The 16,671-nt window shown below is 45.7% G+C and carries 15 protein-coding genes; 8 read left to right on the plus strand and 7 right to left on the minus strand.

From position 1 onward, the window contains the following. Window positions 1-35 precede the first annotated feature (35 nt). Together QFZ77_RS25400 and QFZ77_RS25405 are read right to left on the minus strand one after the other, a co-directional pair. Complete coding sequence (locus QFZ77_RS25400) at window positions 36-1,769, minus strand: AAA family ATPase (protein ID WP_307443573.1); 1,734 nt, start codon at window positions 1,767-1,769, stop codon at window positions 36-38. 78 nt (window positions 1,770-1,847) lie between these two features. Beyond that, window positions 1,848-2,138 (minus strand): hypothetical protein, encoded by a 291-nt coding sequence (locus QFZ77_RS25405; protein WP_307443575.1) that lies wholly within the window; start codon window positions 2,136-2,138, stop codon window positions 1,848-1,850. Window positions 2,139-2,781: 643 nt separating this feature from the next. Between QFZ77_RS25405 and QFZ77_RS25410 the strand changes: the two genes are divergently transcribed. Further along, window positions 2,782-3,507, plus strand: coding sequence for an RDD family protein (locus tag QFZ77_RS25410; protein ID WP_307443577.1), 726 nt, complete (start codon window positions 2,782-2,784; stop codon window positions 3,505-3,507). A gap of 314 nt (window positions 3,508-3,821) precedes the next feature. Then, window positions 3,822-3,992, plus strand: a complete 171-nt coding sequence (locus tag QFZ77_RS25415; RefSeq protein WP_157036524.1) for a hypothetical protein — start codon at window positions 3,822-3,824, stop codon at window positions 3,990-3,992. An 87-nt stretch (window positions 3,993-4,079) separates the two neighbouring features. Here the strand turns inward: QFZ77_RS25415 and QFZ77_RS25420 are convergent, their stop codons facing one another. Then, window positions 4,080-4,364, minus strand: a complete 285-nt coding sequence (locus QFZ77_RS25420; protein WP_047672726.1) for a hypothetical protein — start codon at window positions 4,362-4,364, stop codon at window positions 4,080-4,082. Window positions 4,365-4,546: 182 nt separating this feature from the next. On the opposite strand from QFZ77_RS25420, the gene QFZ77_RS25425 reads away from it, so the two are divergent. After that, the gene (locus tag QFZ77_RS25425; protein ID WP_307443580.1) at window positions 4,547-5,041 is read left to right on the plus strand and encodes a GNAT family N-acetyltransferase; all 495 of its coding nucleotides are present in this window, start codon (window positions 4,547-4,549) and stop codon (window positions 5,039-5,041) included. Window positions 5,042-5,046: 5 nt separating this feature from the next. Here the strand turns inward: QFZ77_RS25425 and QFZ77_RS25430 are convergent, their stop codons facing one another. After that, window positions 5,047-6,084: a WD40/YVTN/BNR-like repeat-containing protein gene (locus tag QFZ77_RS25430; RefSeq protein ID WP_307443582.1), complete on the minus strand. Its 1,038-nt coding sequence runs from the start codon at window positions 6,082-6,084 to the stop codon at window positions 5,047-5,049. Between the two features lie 215 nt (window positions 6,085-6,299). Between QFZ77_RS25430 and QFZ77_RS25435 the strand changes: the two genes are divergently transcribed. After that, on the plus strand, window positions 6,300-7,334 hold the full coding sequence (locus QFZ77_RS25435) for a polysaccharide deacetylase family protein (protein WP_307443583.1): 1,035 nt from the start codon (window positions 6,300-6,302) through the stop codon (window positions 7,332-7,334). Between the two features lie 50 nt (window positions 7,335-7,384). Here the strand turns inward: QFZ77_RS25435 and abc-f are convergent, their stop codons facing one another. Next, a complete protein-coding gene (gene abc-f, locus QFZ77_RS25440; protein ID WP_307443584.1) occupies window positions 7,385-9,232 on the minus strand; it encodes a ribosomal protection-like ABC-F family protein in 1,848 nt (615 codons plus the stop codon). A 387-nt stretch (window positions 9,233-9,619) separates the two neighbouring features. Between abc-f and QFZ77_RS25445 the strand changes: the two genes are divergently transcribed. Continuing rightward, window positions 9,620-10,636 (plus strand): CobW family GTP-binding protein, encoded by a 1,017-nt coding sequence (locus tag QFZ77_RS25445; protein WP_307443585.1) that lies wholly within the window; start codon window positions 9,620-9,622, stop codon window positions 10,634-10,636. Between the two features lie 73 nt (window positions 10,637-10,709). On the opposite strand, the gene QFZ77_RS25450 is transcribed toward QFZ77_RS25445, so the two are convergent. Then, window positions 10,710-11,168 carry a Fur family transcriptional regulator gene (locus tag QFZ77_RS25450; RefSeq protein WP_307443586.1) on the minus strand — a complete coding sequence of 153 codons (459 nt, stop codon included), beginning with the start codon at window positions 11,166-11,168 and terminating at the stop codon, window positions 10,710-10,712. Window positions 11,169-11,324: 156 nt separating this feature from the next. Between QFZ77_RS25450 and QFZ77_RS25455 the strand changes: the two genes are divergently transcribed. The 3 genes from QFZ77_RS25455 (at window position 11,325) to QFZ77_RS25465 (ending at window position 14,844) form a co-directional block, all read left to right on the plus strand. Next, entirely contained in the window at window positions 11,325-12,344 is a 1,020-nt protein-coding gene (locus QFZ77_RS25455) for a permease (RefSeq protein WP_307443588.1), read from the plus strand. Between the two features lie 26 nt (window positions 12,345-12,370). After that, a complete protein-coding gene (locus tag QFZ77_RS25460; protein WP_307443590.1) occupies window positions 12,371-13,399 on the plus strand; it encodes a TIGR03943 family putative permease subunit in 1,029 nt (342 codons plus the stop codon). Window positions 13,400-14,169: 770 nt separating this feature from the next. Next, complete coding sequence (locus QFZ77_RS25465) at window positions 14,170-14,844, plus strand: transposase (protein ID WP_307443592.1); 675 nt, start codon at window positions 14,170-14,172, stop codon at window positions 14,842-14,844. Between the two features lie 640 nt (window positions 14,845-15,484). On the opposite strand, the gene QFZ77_RS25470 is transcribed toward QFZ77_RS25465, so the two are convergent. Next, entirely contained in the window at window positions 15,485-16,654 is a 1,170-nt protein-coding gene (locus QFZ77_RS25470) for a CobW family GTP-binding protein (protein WP_307443593.1), read from the minus strand. Window positions 16,655-16,671: the final 17 nt, after the last annotated feature.

Genomic DNA, 16,671 nt, shown 5'->3' on the forward strand with positions numbered 1-16,671 from the left:
CGCGCAAGCGTCAAAGAAAAAGAATAATCGACAGGTTATTCGGAATCCTTCGTATCATTAGAGTTCTCCTCCAACAACTGTTCCTGAGCAACTTGTGCTAGGGAATCAATAACAGCCTGGGGTTTTACCTCAGTTGGCTCTGGACGACTACGGCCATACAGCCGCACATAGATCTGCTCAATCTCTTCGCCGGTTAGATCGCCTTGTTTTAGCAACTCTTCAGCAATGGAGTGGACGAAGTCGGCGTGTTCCCTTACTAAATTCTTTACTTGGAGCATCTGATCCTTCAGAAGCTCGTTAATCTTTGGCCGAAGTGCCTTGAGTGCATCTGCCCGAGAGCCCGTCGCAAGCCAACTGAACAGCTCATCGCCCATACCGACCATACCGAGGTAGGCGCCGGCCATCTCCGTAGCCTGCTGAAGATCGGAGGTGACACCGTTTAATTTCTTCCCTAAGAACACCTCTTCCACCGCCCGGGCTGCCAGACAGACTTGGATCTCCGCTAAGATCTCACTATCGCTTCGGTTATACCGTTCATGCGTCGGCTTGGTGGCAGCAAGACCGAGCGCACCGCCCCGGCGGATGATCGTCACTTTCCAGACCCGGTCGTGGGGCTTTAGTAAGTACTGGGCCACCGCATGGCCAGCCTCATGGTAGGCGACATTCCGCTTCTCGTCGTCTCTCATGGAGCGGAGCGGCTGTTTGAGTCCCCACTCATAGGTCTCCATGGCAGCCCGGAAGTCCTCGTAACTAGCTTCCTGGGCTCCCCGTTGGTGGGCGATAACAAGCGATTCATTGACGATGTGTTTGATCTGCGCAGGGCTGTAGCCGACCGTATCGAGCGCCGCTGCTTCCGGAGTTAGCGTAGAATCCCGTTTCACTTTCCGGAGATAATATTGGAAGACGTCCACCCGACCATCATAGTCGGGGGTATCGACCCAGAGCTGCCTGTCGAAGCGGCCGGGCCGGAGCAGCGCTGGGTCGAGTACGTCGGGCAGGTTGGTCGCTGCGACCGTCAGCACCGGCGGACGCTCTGCCTTCTTTCGCCGCAGCCCGAGCGAGCGAAGCAGCTTGGCAAACCTGGAGTTGTCGATGTTCGGCGGGTCCATCTGCAAGAGCAGCTCGTTGAGCAGGCCAGAGCCGCCGCCCATGCCGAACATCCCTCCTCCTCCTGCTCCTGCCTGTCGACTCATCCCGATGGCATCAATCTCATCGATGAAGATGATGCAGGCGCCGTACACCGTCGCCAGCTTCCGGGTCTTCTTGTAGAGGCGCATCACCTTCAGGTTGCCGACGCCGAAGAACATGTTTTGGAAGCTTGGGGCCGAGGCGTAAGCAAAAGGCACCTGTGCTTCGTTAGCGATCACCTGAGCCAGGTAGGACTTTCCAGTGCCGGGAGGCCCGCAGAGCAGCAAGCCTCTGATCGCCTCGCCACCCATTTCCTTGAACTCTTTTACGCCTTTGAGCAGGGTGACAATCCGCTTGGCATTCTCAACGATTTCAGGGTTACCCCGGTAGTCATCCCAAGTGGCCCCGGTCTCACCAGGCAGAATCCAGTATGTGCGTCCCCGGGCCAGGAACCAGAAAAGGGCTACGAACTGCACGATCATGAACATGATGGCAAAGAGCAGCTGCATCACAATACCAACAATAGTCAATGCGATATTCCAAGATGTCGGGCCTCCTACCCATAACAACACGCCGGTTAAGACGAGTGCTGCGAGCCATAGGATGAATGTTCGCCACTTGATCCACTGATATCTCTTCATGGACTCACTTCCTTTAAGACGGTTTGTATTATTCTATGAAAACCATAGGCCTCCCATGAAGGAAGGCCACAGTCTTGTTTATTGAAATTTTCTTTTAATGTCCAATATATACTTGAGAATGACAGCGATACCTCCAACGAAATAAAAAATCACAAGAGTCCAGCCCGTAGGATCAGTTGGTATCAAGGATAAAACAATCTCTAATGGCAGGACATAATATAGGACATCTTTCAAATAGCCTAACACAAAAGTTGGATCAAAAGAGCCTTTCCAAAATGATTGGAAAAAGGCGATTAGAAAATCAATGATCATTAATCCAAATATGGCCCACATGGTGTAGATCATCCAGTCTGCAAGCGTAAATGTCATTTATCATCACCACCTTCCTACATACTATGCTAGGAATTCTGACATGATACAGTTTTTTATCAATCTGCCCATTCGCTGTAGGTACAGCTCAAGTGCCGCATTAAAGTTATTATTAAAACAAAAAAACTGGGGACTAGCCCTTAGAAAAGCACTTTCTCTCCTCTCCCATGAGGCGATCACGCAAAGCGGTCGCCGTTATAATTTTATGAAACAGTTTAACGAAAACCCTTGGTATGAGAACGGGACTAGAAAGCAGTTGACACTATAGAGAAGAGGCTTAAATAAAAAACCAAACGACTTTTAGGTAAAAGTCGTTTGGTTTTTATTTAGGCACATTCAAAATACGTTTTATAATTCATAATTATCTTCGTTGTAGACAGAAAGCACTCCCCTACTGATGTTCTATATTCTGTTCTTCAAGAAATTTGCAGTAATAATCAACGCTTCGACATAGACATATTTTGTATCTTTAGAACTAGGACGATGTTATAGTATTGGAAGACATTACTATATAAGGATGAATTTTTTTAATGAAAAAATACTTATGACCTATTATTTCTACACCTTTACATTTAGCTATTTCTTTCATAACATCGTTTCAATTCAATAACTACTCAAATAAAAAGTGAGGTATACATTCCCTATGGAAAACCATAATCAACTTTCACTAAATGAAATCCAATACATAGGATTCTGGAAACGAGTCCTGATGTACATCTTGGACCTGATAATCATTGGCATACCTTCCATTTTGTTGTACAGATTCTCACTAAATACATCAATAAAAATTGGTTCAGTCTTCCCTTTCATCATTTATTGGCTGCTGTTTTGTGCTTTTTATGTGTTCATGGCCGTCAAGTTTGGTGGTACCCCAGGAAAATTACTTAGTAAAGCTAGAATTGTAGACAAAGAGGGAAACTTTCTTCATATTGGTAGTGCAGCAATTAGATATCTGCTCTTTTTTCTTTATTCGATCATTGTGGTGCTTAAACTAAAAGAAGGGATTGATTTAAAAGTCAATTCTCATGATATTAGTCACTTCTTAAGTACACATAAAGGAAAATTTTCATTAATCGGGAATTTTATTGGAGTTATTACTTTCTTCGAATGTCTTTCCGTTCTATTCAATTACAAAAAACGAACACTCCACGACTTTGCTGCCGGAAGCTACGTTGTTTCACTAGATACTTATAAACGAATGAAAGATACTCATGAGCCTCAAATTGATTTATCGCGTGAAGATAACACAAACACAAGTTCATCAGTATTTAAAAGCCTTGGAAAAGCTGTGATGTGGACTATTATCGGCCTTGTTATCTTTTTAGTGTTTGTGGGAGTCATTCATTTCATATCAACTCAAAACGATTAAATGAAAAAAAGCCGCTAAGTGCGGCTTTTTTTCATTTAGAACCAGTAAATTCTATACTAAGATCTATCCATACATAGTCTCCTTCATTATTTTATTCCTATTCACATGCCACACCGTCATTTACCACTTTTGCCGAGACATGGAAGCACCTACCTATTTTTTATTAGTAGTAAATTTAATTTCAATACCCCGTTGGGGTAAATGATTTTAAAACCTTGTATTCCCTCCTACATACTTCATGTGATATGATAGAAACAAGAACATACATTCTCTTTATTTCGCATTCATCTTACAGTCAGAAAAGAAGGTATCCTATGCAAGATCACACAATTTTTGAGCGTTTGCGTAACAAATATGCGGATGAAGACAGGGCCAAGCTGGTCATGCTGCAATTAAGAACGTTAATGGAGCAGAAGAAAAAGAAGAAATGGTATCAAAAATGGAAGACGCCGACAAAAACGCAGCCATCGAGTTGGAACGAATAACAGGCATGCATTTAATTGTAGAAAATCAGGAACATAAATAGAAGCTTTCCTTTCGTAGTAGAACTACTGAGGAGAGCTTCTTCGCCTTTAGTTGCTTCTTTTGCGTGAATAATACAATACACCGAGATAATGCGCTCCTGTAAATAGGGTGAGAATTCCAAAGAACAGCAGGAACCCTCCTTCACGATCACGGAAGAAAAATTGCAGAACAAAAAGCGCAAGTGATATTTCGCTCCAGAGAAGCGTTCTTCTTTTGAGCTGGGTCAGATCCGCAGTAGATCTACTTATTTTGCGAAGATTCATAAATGTAAGACCAGCGAGCACGATTACGCCAATGACGATCACGAGAATGTAACTTGAATTACCTGACATGTGACTCCCCCTATTTCCGATGGTTCAACTTTATCTTTTATTAATAGTAAGACAATATATCTAAGATACATGGAATATGGCTAGATGTCTATTTCGAATTGTCCTTTTAAAAAGGATTTTAGCTTCTTCCGTGGAACATATTTGAATGTGTTGTCTAAATCTCACAGCGAGGAGCTTACACCATGTCTACCCTGTCATTTAAAGAATTAGAAGAGTCTGATATTTCCCTTCTGATGGATATTTACAATCATTTTGTCATGCATACGACTGTTTCTTTTCACACGGAGCCTGTAGAGATATCAGAATTTACGGAGAGTGTTATTCATCCAAACCCGCGTTACCAAACTTATGTGATAACATGGGATGGGAACCTTCAAGGATATGTACAAGTCATGCCGCACAAGAAAAAGCAAGCCTATGATACCACCGGGGAAGTGACGATCTACTTGCATCCGGAATGCACGGGCAAAGGATTGGGCTCGGCAGCCATACAGTACATTGAAGCGGTCGCTAAAGAGCGCGGCTTTCATGCTCTAATCTCCACCATTTGCGCGGATAATAAACCTAGTATTCATATGTTTACGAAAAATGGCTATACACAATGCGCCCATTTCCGTGAGGTTGGCTTTAAATGGGGCCAATTTCTCGATATCGTTACCTATCAAAAAATCATATAAGAGGTTTATGGCGTTAGTAAGCGCCAGTTCAAACCCCCGTCTGTCGTTTGCCACAAATCTCTAGCATCCAAAAGCCAGCCACTAGTTGCTGTAGGAAAACTTAGGTGTAAACTCGCAGCTAGCGGCTGGAATGTGCTAGGAAATTCGTGTTGTCTCCACGTTTTGCCTCCATCAAATGTCCGAAGGAATTGCCATGTTTTCTCACTACTTTGTGGATTCGCATACAAGAGAATGAACCCATTTTGTTGATCTGTAAAAGAAATGGCCTGTGGGGCAAGGAAACTCGGCAGCCTGCCTGTTTCTTGCCATGTCTCCCCGTCTGTCATGTGATATAGTATCGACACTTCTTTATCCTTCTTACTGGGCCCAATAAACCAACCCTCGATGGCTGAACGGAACGTAAACAAGCCCTCCTTTTCTGTCGGCATTGAGATACGGCTTGATGCAGACCAAGTCAAGCCCCCATCTTGTGTGCGAAGGAGTATCATGTCCTTACCACTCTGGAACGCAATCAACCCTTGATGTCGGTCAAAAAAGCGAAAAAACAGCTCTTCTCCTCTAGTCTCTAATCCAGGTAAGTCCTGTGCGATAACCTCCCACGTTTGACCACCGTCTAAGGTTAATCTAAGTTCTGATTTTTCGTCAGAAGATTCACTGGTAAGCAGCCAACCCGTTTGATAATCAAAAAAAGAAATCGCGCTCGCCATGATTGTTTGAGGCAATCTACTCAGAGCCCGCCAGGTCATCCCACCGTCGCTGGATTTCAAGAATTGAAGATCAAGGGTGCCCGAAGAGACACCATAACCATGAAGCTCATCCACGAATGAGATTGCTTTGGTTGGTGTTAAGTGTATAGGTTGAACTACTTGATCTTGAATACCAATTTTCTCACCTGCAACGATCGAAAAGCCATTGTCACGTTTTTGATTTGGAGAAGTCATTAGTTTGGGAGACGGAGTTGAGGTCTCTTCATGAAAACAGCCTGCGCACAGCAGAAAAACCAGCAGTACAACTAATTTTTTGTTGTTTATCAAGGCTGTCATGAATTCATTCCTCTCCTTTCTTGCCGCTAATACTGCTTTGGGTATATGTAATGACGGTCCATGATCCAAAATAGTTCATGTCCATTGCTGCAGCCACAGCGTACGGGATATTTCTTGCCGGCCGTAGGGGCTGTTGATTCCGTTATTTTCACTGGATAGGATGTCCCTTATTAACAAAAGCTAGAGCATATTCATATTGCTCGGAGGGGATTGCAATGACCAAATGGCTTTGGTCCATCGCCATCGTAGGCTTGTTAGCAACAGGCTGCGGTGTGTCAAAAAACAAGCCTTATTACGATCAACGCTCTACACAAAATTCTCATGTAGAAGAACAAGATTTAACAACAGATTCTAGTTCCAGCAACGACGAAATTGATACAGAGCCCCTTGCGAGTCCGAGGAGCATGAATAGTCCACCCCCTGCTGGGATACCCACGACTTCCATTCAACCTGAAGCAACATCTACAGTTATAACGACCAGACCATCGCCCAAAGCTAGCCCCAAGAAAGCAGCGGTACAACCAGAAGCTTCAAAGAAGCCTTCTGTTCCTGTTCAAAAAAATCAAGGTCAAGCTAGAATTTCTCAGAAAAAGCTTACACTCTCTCAACTGGTTGTGAAATATCCGGATACCTTTAAGCTGCGCGGCTCTGCTCAGGAAAAGAAAGTGGCGCTAACCTTCGATGATGGGCCTGACACCCGATTTACTCCAAAAGTGCTTGATGCCCTTAAAGCGAGCCAAGTTAAAGCGACCTTTTTCGTACTTGGTGCTCAAGCTAACGCTCATCCTGATATCATTAGGCGGATTGTCAAAGAAGGCCATGTCATTGGGAATCATTCTTACAGTCATGCGAACCTGCCGAAGCTAACGGTGGACAAATTCCAAAGTCAGATTATCAGCACGGAGAGCGTACTGCAAGGCTTAATCGGCTACGCACCTAAGCTAATCCGCCCGCCGTACGGCGCGATTAACGAGGAGCAGGTCAGATGGATCGCTGACCACCATTATTTGATCGTGAATTGGAATGTCGATTCCCTCGACTGGAAATCGCTGAACTCCGATCAAGTGCTGAATAATATCATGCAGCAAACGAAGCCTGGTTCTATCATCCTTCAGCACTCCGGAGGTGCTGATAGCCAGGATTTGTCGGGGACGGTACAAGCCATCGGACCGTTAATCAGTAAACTCAAAGCAGCCGGTTACACATTTGTAACCGTACCTGAGCTGCTCCATGTCGCAAAAAGCAAATAAGCCGGAAAGCGCATCCTGAGGTGCGCACCCGGCTTATTCTTTTTGTCAGCTTATTCTTGCAGCTCCGAGAGCCTCGACTTGATGTCTCGGATGATCTGAAGCTGCAAGGGGGCGTTCTCTGGGCTCCACGCCCCCTCGCTCATCAGCTGCGCCAGCGTTAACTCCAGCTGGCGCCTTTCGTTGGCTCGCGCCAGCAGCTCCGGCGAGCTCTCACTCGCCAAGCTCGCCTCCGCATACTCATCGTAAGTGCCAGAGAAAGCGATTGGGCTGCGCTCCGCGCTCAGCCACAATAGCTTCGTCGCCAGCTTACGAAGGAAGAAGCGGTCATGCGAGACGATGACCATGGCGCCGGGATAGCGGAGCAGCGCCTGTTCAATCCTCTCCCGCGAATCAATATCCAAATAATTCGTCGGCTCATCCAGCACCAGCAAGTTCGCGCCGCTGAAGTAAAGCTTGAGGAAAGCGAGCCTGCAGCGCTCGCCCATGCTTAAATCACCGATGCGCTTGCGCACCTCTTCGCCTGAGAAGAGAAAGCAGCCCAGAATCGTACGGGCTTGGGTCTGCGTCATGGCAGGCAGCGCCAGCAGGCTGTCTAGCAGTGTCATGCCGTCATCGAGAGCCCTTAGCTCCTGCGAAAAGTAGCCGATCGACGTCTGCGGGTGCTGCCGCACCTTGCCGGCAGCGGGCTGCAGTTCACCGACGAGGAGCTTGAGCAGCGTCGTTTTGCCTGAGCCATTGGGGCCGAGCACGGCCAAACGGTCGCCGCGGTCTACGCTGAGGCTCAGCTCAGCGAACAACTCGCGTTCGCCGTAGCGGAACGCGGCCCGCTCCAAGCGCACAAGCGAGCGTGAAGCGAAGTCGCTCGCACTCAGCTTCACCTTCAGGTGCGCCGCTTCCCTCGGCTTCTCTACGCGGTCGCCCTCTAGGCGCTCCAGCTCCTTCATCTTCGCGTTCATCCGCGAGACATGTGCGCCGGCTCGACCCTGAAAGTATCCGCGTTGTATCGGCACCTCAGCTATCCGGGCATTTTTCTCGCCCTGATGGAACCACTGCCGATACGTGCGAATGCTCTCCTCCAGCTGCTCTCGTAGAAGCTGCTGCTTGCGATAGAGTTGCTCCTGCGTACGCAGCTCGAGCTCTTTTTGGCGTGTATACTCTGTATACCCGCCTCGGTATTTTCGACTGCCTGTCGGCGTCAGCTCGACCAGGCAGGTCGCCACACGATCCATGAAATGGCGATCGTGGGAGACGAACACGACGGTGCCCGGATAGGCTCGAAGCCACACTTCGAGCCATTCGAGCGACGCCGCGTCGAGGTGGTTGGTGGGCTCGTCGAGCAGCAGCAGCTGCGGCTCACGCACCATCAGACCCGCCAACTGGGCGCGCGTCTTCTGCCCGCCGCTTAGCTGGCCGAGCGGCTGATTCCACAACTCGCGGCCGAGTCCGAGCTGCAGCAGCTTGCGCTCCACTTGGATTTCCCAGTGGTAGCCATCCAGCCCCATGTATCGCTCTGCTGCCTCCTGATAGTCGGCTAGCAGGCTCTCCATGCAAGGAGCATCCGCGTCCTGCATCCGCGCCTCCAGCTCCTTCAGGCGACGCTTCGCAGCGCAGTGCTCTGGGCAGCCTCCCTCGACATAGGCGTGTGTATTCACCGCCTCATCAGCCTCTGTCTGCTGCCCCATCCATCCCCACTGATCGAGCGGCAGCCTGCGTTCCACGCTGCCTTCATCCAGCTCCAGCGTGCCTGCCAACAGGCGAAGCAGCGTCGTCTTTCCTATGCCATTGCGGCCATAGATCGCGATCCGCTCCCCAGCATTCACTTCCAACTCCACTTGTTCAAAAAGTGGTTTCCCCGCAAATTCCTTCATCACATTCATTGCTTTTATTAGTAAAGTCATAGACTCATTTCCTCCTTTAAATTCAAATACAAAAAACCGCAAGCAATCGCCTACGGTCAGGAAGAACAAGTCATGATTTTGGTATGCAAAAAACAGCAACCCCTGAAGGAGTCAGCCCCTTTAGACATACGTATCCCACTCGCTCTACCTGCACAATCGTAGAGTCTGCCTATCAACGAACAATTTCGTTTTAGCAGAAAAAGTTAGGCTACATACTTCATCGTCAAAGGGTACCTCCGAGTTCTTCAAGATAGCTATATTGTAACATAGCCCCTTGAGCACTCAAGGGAGAAAATTATTATAACCATCTTGCAGCCTGCTCTTTTTTATACTACAATTCAATTCGTAATAATTACTTTTTAATCCCATGATGAAGGAGTCCTTGTTTTGAGCAAAGTTCCCGTTATCGTACTGAGTGGATTTCTAGGCAGCGGCAAAACAACACTGCTCATCCGCATGCTTCAAGAAGCTGCCTCCTTTAACCTCAACCCTGCTGTTCTTATGAATGAGCTTGGGAAACAAGATGTAGACGGTCATCTCCTCCAAGAAGCCTCACCCGATGTCAACATGGCCAAACTGCTCGATGGCTGCATCTGTTGCAGTAAAAAAAGTGATATTAGTGATTCCATTAAACAACTGTTAGCGCGCAAGCCTGACGTCATTCTCATTGAATTAACCGGTGTTGCCAACCCAGAGGAAATCGTCGATGCATTGACCGAACCTAAACTACTTCCTCATGTGAAACTACTTAAAGTCATCACCATACTTGATGCCGAATACGTACTTGAATATAACAGTATTTTCGCTTCGGACCGAGAGCTTGTCCATACACTTCGTAGACAGATGGAAGTTGCGGATCTTCTTATTCTGAACAAAATCGACTTAATCTCTGATAAACAACAGAGGTCCATCGAAAAAACAATTCGCAAATTCAATGAGCGTTCTTTAATACTGCCAACCGCACATAGTCAATTTGATTTAGAGCTTATTTTTGGCACTCTCAGTCCACAAGAATCGCAATCCAACGTCTCTACAAGTTTCAACAAAAAGTTTCAAGTTAAAGCTATTAAAACTGCACAGCCGCCAAGCGAGACATCCAAACATACCCCATCGTTCTCACGTATTCAGACAATTACAATCCCTATGGATGATGACCTCGCTTTGTCACAACGCTTTGTGGAACGTTATTTAGCAAAATGGGGCTCCACACTGCTTCGCGCGAAAGGTTATTTGATTATTGGCGCTAAGCACGAATCCTTTGTTATGCAATTCGCAGGCAGACGCACGAACTGGCAGCAGACCACTTTCCAAGGAACGCCTTATCTCGTCCTCATAGGTATGGATCTGGATGCGAAAACTCTCGAAGATGACTGGCAAAAGCGATTAACAGAATTTCAACTATAAAAGCAATGCATACCAAAAAAGCAGTTCCGCTGAGTTCACCTCAAGCAGACTGCTTTTACTTTTCCCGACTTTTTTAGTGCAGCTCAGAAGAGGGAGAGATGCCCGACTTACAATCTGAGCAATATCCAAATATCTCAAAACGATGGCTTTGAATTTCAAAACTCTCCGGCAAATCCTTTACAAGCTTCATCGGACAGAACTCGAAGGTGACCGTCTTTTCACAATTGATACAGATCATATGGTGATGATGATGGGATAAACAACTCGCCTTGAATTTCAAACCATCCGCCAAGTGAAACTGCTCCAGAACACCCATCTCACTCAACAATCGAAGATTTCGGTAGACAGTATCAAAACTCACACCAGGATATTTAACTTTCATGTATTCATAAACGTCTTTTGGCGACAAATAACTTCCGGATTCAGCGAATAACGTTGCCAAGCTCCTGCGCTGCTCTGTAATTCTCCATCCTTGCTGAGCCATAGCCCTTAGCATCTCGTCAATCGTATGCGTATGAGTGCCCACTTGCATTACCCCTCTGTCATAAATTGTTCTATTAACATAGTGCAGCAAATGGACCTCTTGCGTCAAGTAGACGAACATCTCGTCCTTAACAAAGTTGTCCTATTCCCCTTTCATTCATCATAGGTTACAATAGTAATAATTATGATTAAGGAGTCTTCGTCAATGCCCACTACTGTGTTTCGAGCGAGCATGCATATTATCGCCGCCATCTGTTTCCTTTTAATTGTGCTTATCCTTTTAAACAACGACACGCCTACACTGTCCCTGCTAACAACAGAACGCATTCAAGCTTTCAAAACCATGTTCATCAGCATCCTATTAGAAGCTATTCCCTTCATTTTACTAGGTGTATTGCTTTCTTCCTTGCTCCAAACGTTCGTATCCGAGCAAACCATACGCCGTTTCATTCCCAAGAACCCTATTCTTGGCATCCTGTTCGCCTGCGTTTTAGGCATCCTATTCCCAATGTGCGAATGCGGCATGATTCCTGTCGTTCGAAGACTAATACTCAAAGGAATGCCCGTCTATATCGCAGTCGTTTTCATCGTAACCGGACCCATCATTAACCCTATTGTCTTCGCGGCTACTTTCATGGCTTTCCGAAATCACCCCGCAATCGCATATTCCCGAATGGGGCTGGCTTTTGCTGTTGCTATAATAATCGGACTGATCCTCTACCGTTTTATCAAAAGCAATCCGCTGCGTATAAGCCGCGCCAACTTTTCCAGTCAAGAAGCGTTGGAGGGTCATCAGCATCAGGGTAGTGGCATATCCAGTAAGTTAAATACATTTTTCGTTCATGCTTCTGATGAGTTTTTCGAAATGGGTAAATATCTCGTCTTTGGCTCCCTGCTCACCGCACTGATTCAAGTTTTTATGCAGCGCGAAAGCCTGCTTGCCATTGGTCAGGGCCCTATCAGTTCCCATTTGTTTATGATAGGCTTCGCCTATATTCTTTCACTATGTTCCACATCAGACGCTTTTGTCGCTTCCTCTTTTCAAACGTCATTTACGTCTGGTTCACTGCTTACTTTCTTGGTTCTCGGCCCTATGCTTGATTTCAAAAGCACACTTATGATGCTTTCCGTTTTCAAATCCAAATTCGTACTCATGCTTTCGGCATTAATTGTTATCACCGTGCTGGCTTGTTCACTGCTTTTGGAACGCTTTTCTAACTTTTAAGGTCATACAATCTAGGAGGAATTGACATGAGTGAAGTCCGGTTAATAAGCTTTCATTATTTCTTTCGCACATTAATTTTGCTTGGTTTTTCCAGCTATATCGTGATACTCACCAAGACAGATGCCCTTCAATACTACATAGCTCCGCGTATGATGATTTATGTCAAAATCGCCTCCGTTATCCTTTACATCATCGCCTGCTTTCAAGGCTATATGGCACTTCGTGCTTACTGGGGCAAACCAGTTGCCTGCGAATGTGAACAACCGGTTTCTCGCTCAACCTTGCGCAATACAGTTGCTTACGGACTGCTCATTCTGCCGTTGTTAATCGGCTTTCTGCTGCCTAATACCGCCTTAAGTAGTGCTATGGTAGCTGCCAAAGGGATGAATCTCTCTGCTGCAAAATCTAGTATAGCCAAACAAAATGCAGACCTAATCAACGATAATGGCTCCTCAACAGGTGTGAAAGTGTCCAACCAGGCAACTGCTGCCGCTCCAAGTCCAACAACAGTTCCATCTGCGAACTCTAGCACAACTTTGAGCCCTGCTCCTGCTTCTAGTACCGAGACTCCAGCAATCGCTAAATCCGATGCCGAACTCCAAAAGATGTTCCACGCCGATAACGAGTGGGATGAAGATTTTTCCAAAATCGGCATGATCCTCTACAAAAAAGACACCATCGTCGTAAAACCAGAAATATACATGGAAATCCTTTCGTCCATAGACCTTTTCAAAAACAACTTCATAGGCAAAAAAATCGAGCTCACCGGCTTCGTCTACCGCGAAGAGAACATGTCCAAAAGCCAATTCGTCGTCGGACGCTTTGCTGTAAGCTGCTGTTCCGCTGATGCTACCCCTTACGGAGTCATGATTGACTTCCCGACCGCTCAAAGCTACCCCAAAGACATGTGGGTAAAAGTCACAGGCACCATCCAAAACGGCACCTACAACGGAAACGAAATCTTCACCATAAAAGCAACCCAAATCGAAAAAACCGCAGCCCCCGACTCACCGTATATATACCCAAACTTCGAACCGCTCAAAGAGCTTAACTAGTCAGCACAACAAACGTTAACCAAACCCAAAAACCGTCAGGACCACTCTTCATGATCCTTGACGGTTTTTCTTCATCATGCGGTTGTCCTATTAAGATTCAAAGTTCATGCTCCAGTTCATGCTCCAGTTCCTGCTCCAGTTCCAGCCCCACTCCTCACGATTTTTTCCACAAAAAGGAAACAACTTCAACTTTACATCAACTTTAAACTCATATATAGACACTATCCCCACCACTCATTATGTTTATATATCCACCGAATTCTTTGTCTTAAAAAAATCGCTGCTCAGATCCGATCGAATTTATGACTCTCATACTTTGAAATATTATTTTAATCCCCGCACACCTTGTATTCTTTAAAAACAAATCTTTCCACGAACCATAATCCTCATATCGATCAAATACCCAAACCCTAAGATTAAACGCCCTTTTCTGAGACTTTCATTTAAATCTCCAGACTATGAATTAGACTTGATATAAGAACAAATATTCGATATAATGAAATAAGAACAAATGTTCCGCATTTAATTGGATTGAGGTGTCTTAATGGGAACAAACTATCATTTACCAAGCACCCTGGAGCAATTTCAGCAGCAATTTCCTACTGAAGAGGCCTGTAGAGATTACTTTTTCTCGACGAAATGGCCCTCTGGTTTTTCTTGTCCGTCCTCAATGTGGGCATTCGCATGCCTATATAACCAATACACGCCGGCTCCCTCTTTATCAATGTCTTCAATGCCATCACCAAACATCCCTTACAGCTGGTACTATAATGGCAGGCAGTCGCACTTCTTTACATAAATGGCTTACAGCTATTTTTCTGATATCACGGACGGAACAGGGCACGAATGCTGTTGCGCTCTCCAAGATTATTAGTGTCACCTACAAAACAGCTTGGCTCATCCTCCACAAAATTCGTCACGCCATAAGTACAGCCGACCAAGGCACTCTACTCTCGGGTATCGTCCAAGTAAATTCAGCTGTCTACGGGAAACCGTATAATCCTTACTTCCGCAACCATCCACAGGAACACTATCTTCTAGCAGGCTCCTCCCTCAACATTCAGGGTGAACCTTCCTACATCAAACTCAAACTTGTCCCTAAAATACATGTAAAAGAAAAGCTTTTTCAACGAGCCGCAACATTGGATTTCACCCAACAACATATCGAATCACAAACAAGCAGCATCGAATTTATTACTGGACGGTTTAGTTCAAAGAAATTCCGCGCCCTCCTTGCATTCGCTGCACAAGCCGGTAAATCTATTAACAACACTTTCCATGGCATTGGTCAAAAGTATCTACAACATTACCTAGATGAGTTTTGCTATAGGAAAAATCTCACTTTACACGAAGCACCCGTCTTTCAGCATTTGACCCACTTATGTACAGCTCCTCATGCCAAGTTAAGCTATTTCAACCCCCAAAACACACCCATGTGCGCCTAATAAGAGTATAACAATGTATCCTTAAGCATCCTATCTTGTAAGGTAATTGGTTTTGTACGAACCCCCAAGCTATTTGAGGTAATGTTCACTAGGCTTTTTTGGTGATATACAAAATCAGAATACGGATGGAAGTTTTTAGTTATTACTGTAACCTGAGTCAAAGGGATAGTGGGGATAGCGCGCATACATAGTAGTTGAGAGGTACTGGGATAGTACTCATATTGTTCACTTAAAGGATTGACTCAAATAATTTTAACTAACGGTTCTAATCACTGTCTTGCCTTGTCTTATTTTATTTTATCTTATCTTATCTTATCTTATCTTATCTTATCTTATCTTATCTTATCTTCTTTTCTTTTCTCTTCTCTTCTCTTACTCTCTTATCTACTCTTATTTACTCTCCTTACTTTCCATAAGTCCCCTTACTATCATTTCCTTCAACACCTGAGCCAAGGGGATAGTGATCATAGTCCCTAGGTACGACCCACATAACAAGTAACCCTAATCACTCCGCTCCCCTGATATGAGCCATAGGGATATTGGCTACAGCACCCCCTAGGACCTATCCAACCAACATGTTACTAAATCATAAAAAAGAATCCTCAGCTTGGTCGCTGGGACTCTTTTGGCATTGAATTGCTTATTTCGCAGCTATTTCGGAAAGGGATTCCAGTTTGAGCAATTCTGTTCGGACTGCGTCTTTAGAGAAGTTCTCTCCTATAAACACAGCAACGTCCGGCACATCGCCTTTGGGAGTGATTTTGACGAAATCCATTTCTCTGTAGGCGTACTGGAATAAGAACCGGCTTGAGGTATCGGAAAAACTGAGAATTCCTTTAGCACGGTAAACCTCTTGCGGTAGCTTACTGACAAATTCTTCGAATGCGTTGCTATCTACTGCCCGCTCAAAAAAGTGCGTATACGCCATCACATGATTATGAGAATGATGATGGTGACTGTCGTGCGTATGATCATGGCCATGATCATGATGCAAATTATCGCGAGATTCATGAAGCTCATGATCCTCAGACGAATAGGTGGCGTGATGGACGTCATGATCACGGTCGGCGTCATTATGGGCGTCATACTGGTCTTCAATATGGTCTTCATAATGATGGTTGGCATTGTGCTGCACGTTATTATTAGTGTCATTATGTTTTGCGTTAAGATGCTGTTTCTGCCCTTGCTCTTCTTCCAGCATTTCGATGAGTCTCATGTCGATTTGGCTGAACACGGTGTAGTGTACAGATGCATATGGATTCCATTCGCGTACAAGAGCATCTACTTCCTGAAGCGCCGCTTCCTGTAACAGGTCTGCCTTGTTCAGTAAAAGTAAGTTCGCGCAACGGATTTGTTCCTGCATAAGCCGGTAGGTCTTGCCTCGACTTGTCCGACTTAGCTCCAGCAATTGCGGTGCATCCACTACGGTGATGACGGCTTTGAGCTCCACCGGGAGTATAAGCGAAGCATCAGTTACTTCATCAATGATTTCCATTGGATTAGCGATACCCGTCGATTCTATGAAAATCAGGTCAGGCTGCTCCTCAGTTACAAGTTCTTTGAGTGCCGTCGCAAGATCACCCCGGCTCGAACAACAAATGCAGCCGCCCAGCAGCTCGGACATCGGTACTTCATTGGCAATTAACTGCCCATCTAGGTTAACCTCACCAATCTCGTTCATGATAACCGCGGGTTTACGCCCCGCTTCGGTAAAATGATCAATTGCCTTCGTTAATAAGGTGGTTTTGCCGCTTCCGAGGAACCCGGATAATACATACACGGTAACTCTTTTGTGTGCTGCCATACTCATCTCTACCTCCGCCAAGC

Source organism: Paenibacillus sp. V4I3, assembly GCF_030817215.1.
Taxonomy (GTDB): Bacteria; Bacillota; Bacilli; order Paenibacillales; family NBRC-103111; genus Paenibacillus_E.

What these genes read in the sequence shown, in the direction of transcription:
- QFZ77_RS25400 (WP_307443573.1), bottom strand. Translation starts at nt 1,769, where the DNA reads ATGAAGAGATATCAGTGGATCAAGTGGCGAACATTCATCCTATGGCTC.
- QFZ77_RS25435 (WP_307443583.1), top strand. Translation starts at nt 6,300, where the DNA reads ATGACCAAATGGCTTTGGTCCATCGCCATCGTAGGCTTGTTAGCAACA.
- QFZ77_RS25450 (WP_307443586.1), bottom strand. Translation starts at nt 11,168, where the DNA reads ATGCAAGTGGGCACTCATACGCATACGATTGACGAGATGCTAAGGGCT.
- QFZ77_RS25420 (WP_047672726.1), bottom strand. Translation starts at nt 4,364, where the DNA reads ATGTCAGGTAATTCAAGTTACATTCTCGTGATCGTCATTGGCGTAATC.
- QFZ77_RS25425 (WP_307443580.1), top strand. Translation starts at nt 4,547, where the DNA reads ATGTCTACCCTGTCATTTAAAGAATTAGAAGAGTCTGATATTTCCCTT.
- QFZ77_RS25410 (WP_307443577.1), top strand. Translation starts at nt 2,782, where the DNA reads ATGGAAAACCATAATCAACTTTCACTAAATGAAATCCAATACATAGGA.
- QFZ77_RS25470 (WP_307443593.1), bottom strand. Translation starts at nt 16,654, where the DNA reads ATGAGTATGGCAGCACACAAAAGAGTTACCGTGTATGTATTATCCGGG.
- QFZ77_RS25430 (WP_307443582.1), bottom strand. Translation starts at nt 6,084, where the DNA reads ATGACAGCCTTGATAAACAACAAAAAATTAGTTGTACTGCTGGTTTTT.
- QFZ77_RS25465 (WP_307443592.1), top strand. Translation starts at nt 14,170, where the DNA reads ATGGCAGGCAGTCGCACTTCTTTACATAAATGGCTTACAGCTATTTTT.
- QFZ77_RS25455 (WP_307443588.1), top strand. Translation starts at nt 11,325, where the DNA reads ATGCCCACTACTGTGTTTCGAGCGAGCATGCATATTATCGCCGCCATC.
- abc-f (WP_307443584.1), bottom strand. Translation starts at nt 9,232, where the DNA reads ATGACTTTACTAATAAAAGCAATGAATGTGATGAAGGAATTTGCGGGG.
- QFZ77_RS25460 (WP_307443590.1), top strand. Translation starts at nt 12,371, where the DNA reads ATGAGTGAAGTCCGGTTAATAAGCTTTCATTATTTCTTTCGCACATTA.
- QFZ77_RS25405 (WP_307443575.1), bottom strand. Translation starts at nt 2,138, where the DNA reads ATGACATTTACGCTTGCAGACTGGATGATCTACACCATGTGGGCCATA.
- QFZ77_RS25415 (WP_157036524.1), top strand. Translation starts at nt 3,822, where the DNA reads ATGCAAGATCACACAATTTTTGAGCGTTTGCGTAACAAATATGCGGAT.